Here is a 4,021-nt window from a genome sequence, read left to right as displayed (position 1 = left end):
TGAGACAACCGTTCTATATACTTGCTACCGTTAGGACCAAGTGTAAGGAAATACTCACGTTTATTGTTAGGATTTACTTGTTTCGAAATCATATTATGCTTTTCCAATTTAGATAAAACTTGGCTGACAGCACTTTTGGATATATTAAAAGTGGTCGCAATGTTGTTCGCTGTAGTGTTTTTATTTAAATTAATATAGAATATCATGCTCTCTTGCTGTCCTGTGAGACCGAACTCATCCTTTAACTCCTGAGATAGTAAAATGTAGAATTCATTGTAGGCTCGATTCATTTCGTTAATCACTTCTTTATAAGACCTAGTCATAGTATTCTTCCTCCAATCATTCTGTTATTGCATTGTACGCCATTTTTCCGTTTCAACATACAGTTTAGTTAAGTTAACTTAACTATATTATATCTTTATGTTAGTGTAAAGGAAAATATATCTCAATACTTTAATTACAAATTCTTTTTAGTAACACATAAAAAGCTCCAATATCACAGCTGTATTGGCAAGAATCCCTTGAACTTCATAAGGTAAACCTTTTGGGGCCCTTTTTGTTATTACGCATTCAAAAATGCGAAGAGCCCTTGATGCATCTATAAAAGTCTGCTTTTCCATAATGCAGAAAAAATATATTTCAAAAACTCCACAGCTTTTCTGTCGAAGCGTTTACTCATAAGAATTCCTGTGGATGCGTGTAACTGGCTACATATTTGAACGAGAGAATTACTCGTTGTACGTTGACTTATCCCAATACAGATGGTAGCTAATTCGCTTTCGGAAAATTTTCGTTTTTTTTTGCAAAACCTAAGTCTTTTGAGTTCTTCCAAATGAGAGGGAGTTAGTTGCCGACACAGTTCTGTAGAAAATAGTTGTAATTCATCCTGAATTGAAAGGTTCCTAAAAAAAACGTTATTCTTTTTAAAAAGAATAACGTTTTTTTACACTTGGGGGGAGTACAGATTCTTAAGTTGATGGTGCTACCCCATCGCCATCAAGCTAAAGTTATGAAGTGCCCCCCTAAATGAAAATTTTTATCTCACTACAATTATTTATAACCATTCAGCTCATTTTTTTCGTTTTGGGGTTGATCTGTTTTTTTAAGTTGATGGCGATGGGCAATACCCTATATGGATAAAACGTAAAAGAGTAGCGAGATAAGCGACTAAAAAAGCAGTACCACCACTATAAAAGTGTTGGTACTGCTGTATAGAGTAACAAATTTTATATTAATTAGAACGTACTTGCTACTTTAACAGCCTTTTCAAGCCCTGTAGCAATAATTTCTTCTGCTTTATCAGGGAATTGGTTGTGACCTTCAATCACTACTTTTTCTATATCTGTTACACCAAAGAAGCCCATCATACTTGCTACATATTTAACAGCCATTTCCATCTCAGCTTTTGGTCCTTCAGAATATACACCGCCACTTGCGTTTAATAATGCAATTTTCTTATTTACAAGAAGACCTACTGGACCTTCTGGCGTATATTTGAATGTTTTACCAGCACGGTTTAAGTAATCGATATATGTGTGTAGTACAGCTGGGATTGTCAGATTCCATAATGGGAAACCAAACACAACTTTATCAGCTGCAAGGAATTGATTTAAATAATTATCAGCAACAGCTACTGCTTTTGCTTCTTCTGCTGTTAAATCAAGTCCTCTACTAGCCTTAAATGTACCATTAATCATATCTACTCCTACATATGGCAATTCTTCATTGTATAAATCAAGCTCTACCACTGTATCATTTGGATGTGATTCTTTATAGCTTGCTAAAAAAGCCTCATATAATTTCACACTAACTGCCTGATCTGCTGGACGATTGTTTGCTTTTACAAATAAAACTGTTGTCATTCTCTTTTCCTCCTGTTACTCACTCTTGCGTTGTTATATATTCACTCAAAACGGCGTTATATTGCCTTTACAATATTTTTTTAAAACTATACTCCATCTCTCCATCTAGAGCTTCAGCTGTATCACCAGTTTCTCTAAAATCATGTGTATGAATTTGTTCAAACGGATCAAAATCTGTTTGTTTATAAAATTCATAGCAAGGGAATCCATCATGTTCACCTTCAATATCAACAGTACCATCTTTTTTAACATGTACAGTTAATAGGTAGTCAACGGGAGGTGCATATACATTTAATGGGTTGCTAGCACTAGCACTCATTTGAAACTTGACGTCATCAGAACTCCATACAATCTTCGTGCACACAATATTTTCTGTACTTGCTTTTCCTGTTCTTTTATTAACAGAACCATCTGGAGTTGTGACTCTTTCTGTTGTTATGCCAGTATTCGCATATGTGAAAATTTCTTTTTTGTAAAAATCTACAACTACTTCTTGTTCAATTCTGGAACGCATAGCGTTTACAGCATAAGGTGTAAATTCACGTGAGTCACCTTCAAATTGGATCACATTGCCCGTTTGAATGTCCTTCTTAGGTTCAGTCCAAGACATTGGAATAAATACGCTTGCTCTAATTTTAACGATACTAGTCATGAGACACACCTCTGTAATTTTATTTTGGGTAATACAGAAAAACCTTGAGCAAAACAAATCGCAATTTCTTTCGCATATTCAATTGTTTTTTCTTTAATATTTTCTGCTTTTGGTTTAAATAGTGACATTCTTCTGATTCATATTTATATCTAGATTATTATTTTAAAACTGTATTCCATTTCTCCAGCTAGTGCTGCTGGAGTGTCACCAGTTTTTCTGAAATCATGTGTATATATTAATTCAAATGGACCAAAATCTGTTTGCTTATAAAATTCATAGCAAGGGAATCCATCATGAGAGCCTTCAATATGCACAACACCACTCTTATTAACACGTATAGTTAATAAATAATCAGACGCAGGTGCTTCTGTATTTAAAGGATTGCTGGCACTTGCTCTCATCACAAAAGAAACTTCATCAGTGCCCCACAAAACATTCGTACACACAATGTTTTGTGTATCAGTTTTTCCTTTTTTATGTTCAATAGAACCATCTGGATTTGTAATTTTTACAGTTGTGATACAAGCATCTGCAAATGTGAAAACTTCTTTTTTATAAAAATCAATAATCACTTCTTGCTCTAACCTTGACCGCATAGTGTTTACAGCATAAGGTGTAAATTCACGTGCATCACCAGTGTATTCTAATATCTTTCCTGTTGCAGGATCTTCAATAGGTTCCAACCAAGCATACGGTGCAAATACACTTCCTCTAATTTTAACGATATTAGCCATGAGAAACCTCCATAATTTATTAATTTTTGTTTCGGTAAGTTCTATTCCTTTTAAAATCAAAATATAGTCAATTTGATTGACTATATACCGTATAGTACAATAGGATCGAATTGTAGTCAACCAAGTTGACTTCATTTGAGGAGGTTTTATGTATGAAGCATCAAGTATTTAGTGAATTAGATCTTACATCGCTTTTATCATTATCTTTTAGTACATCCATTAATGAATTACATGAAAAATTAAATGAATTGGGATTTGGAGATATTAGACCTGTACATGGTTTTATGTTTAAATGTATCACTCCTAATGGAGCAACAGGTATAGAACTAGCCGAATATTTAGGAATTACGAAGCAAGCTGTGAGTAAAATGGTGGATTATCTTGAGAAAAGTGGTTATGTAATGCGCAAAGCTCATCCTACTGATAAGAGAGGGAAAATTATTATTTTGACTGAACGAGGTTGGTTAGTTGTAAAAGCAAAAGAGAAGATACTAGCTGAGATTGAACAGCGTTGGATTACAAACATAGGTACTGAACGAATGCAAATGCTCAAAGAGGATTTAACAAAATTAGTTTATGAAGCAAATGAAGGTAATTTATCATCCAGGTTAAGACCTGTTTGGTAAATATTAATTTTAAAAGGTGAACTAACCGTACGCCCGTTAACTTAAAAAGTATATAATCCCCCATAAAATGAAAAAAATACGCTATTCTTTCTGTAGAATCATAGGAAAGGATGGCGTTTTTATATGTCTATTTCTGTATCTGATGAA

At 33.9% G+C, this 4,021-nt stretch carries 5 protein-coding genes and 1 pseudogene; 1 reads left to right on the top strand and 5 read right to left on the bottom strand.

Translation table 11 applies throughout. The annotated features are described in order from the left end of the window. From J4P91_RS28410 to J4P91_RS28390, 5 genes and pseudogenes are all read right to left on the bottom strand, one after another. Positions 1 to 323: MarR family winged helix-turn-helix transcriptional regulator (locus J4P91_RS28410; RefSeq protein ID WP_207996758.1), on the bottom strand; the 323-nt coding region annotated here is incomplete at its 3' end. A 281-nt stretch (positions 324 to 604) separates the two neighbouring features. Next, positions 605 to 934: pseudogene (locus J4P91_RS28405) on the bottom strand (IS4 family transposase); the annotation flags it as partial. A 301-nt stretch (positions 935 to 1,235) separates the two neighbouring features. Continuing rightward, positions 1,236 to 1,862, bottom strand: coding sequence for an FMN-dependent NADH-azoreductase (locus J4P91_RS28400; RefSeq protein WP_207996757.1), 627 nt, complete (start codon positions 1,860 to 1,862; stop codon positions 1,236 to 1,238). A gap of 67 nt (positions 1,863 to 1,929) precedes the next feature. Continuing rightward, positions 1,930 to 2,514 (bottom strand): DUF3238 domain-containing protein, encoded by a 585-nt coding sequence (locus J4P91_RS28395; RefSeq protein ID WP_207996756.1) that lies wholly within the window; start codon positions 2,512 to 2,514, stop codon positions 1,930 to 1,932. 149 nt (positions 2,515 to 2,663) lie between these two features. Next, positions 2,664 to 3,248: a DUF3238 domain-containing protein gene (locus tag J4P91_RS28390; protein WP_207996755.1), complete on the bottom strand. Its 585-nt coding sequence runs from the start codon at positions 3,246 to 3,248 to the stop codon at positions 2,664 to 2,666. 152 nt (positions 3,249 to 3,400) lie between these two features. Between J4P91_RS28390 and J4P91_RS28385 the strand changes: the two genes are divergently transcribed. After that, on the top strand, positions 3,401 to 3,874 hold the full coding sequence (locus J4P91_RS28385; protein ID WP_207996754.1) for a MarR family winged helix-turn-helix transcriptional regulator: 474 nt from the start codon (positions 3,401 to 3,403) through the stop codon (positions 3,872 to 3,874). Positions 3,875 to 4,021 lie beyond the last annotated feature (147 nt).

Origin of the sequence: Bacillus sp. XF8, assembly GCF_017498755.1 — a bacterium.
In the GTDB taxonomy this organism is placed as follows: Bacteria; Bacillota; Bacilli; order Bacillales; family Bacillaceae_G; genus Bacillus_A; species Bacillus_A bingmayongensis.
The sequence above is the reverse complement of the archived record's forward strand: the minus strand, read 5'-3'. Positions and strand labels throughout refer to the sequence as shown.

Excerpts from the sequence above, each read along its gene's own strand:
- J4P91_RS28390 (WP_207996755.1), bottom strand. The coding sequence starts at position 3,248 with ATGGCTAATATCGTTAAAATTAGAGGAAGTGTATTTGCACCGTATGCT.
- J4P91_RS28400 (WP_207996757.1), bottom strand. The coding sequence starts at position 1,862 with ATGACAACAGTTTTATTTGTAAAAGCAAACAATCGTCCAGCAGATCAG.
- J4P91_RS28385 (WP_207996754.1), top strand. The coding sequence starts at position 3,401 with ATGAAGCATCAAGTATTTAGTGAATTAGATCTTACATCGCTTTTATCA.
- J4P91_RS28395 (WP_207996756.1), bottom strand. The coding sequence starts at position 2,514 with ATGACTAGTATCGTTAAAATTAGAGCAAGCGTATTTATTCCAATGTCT.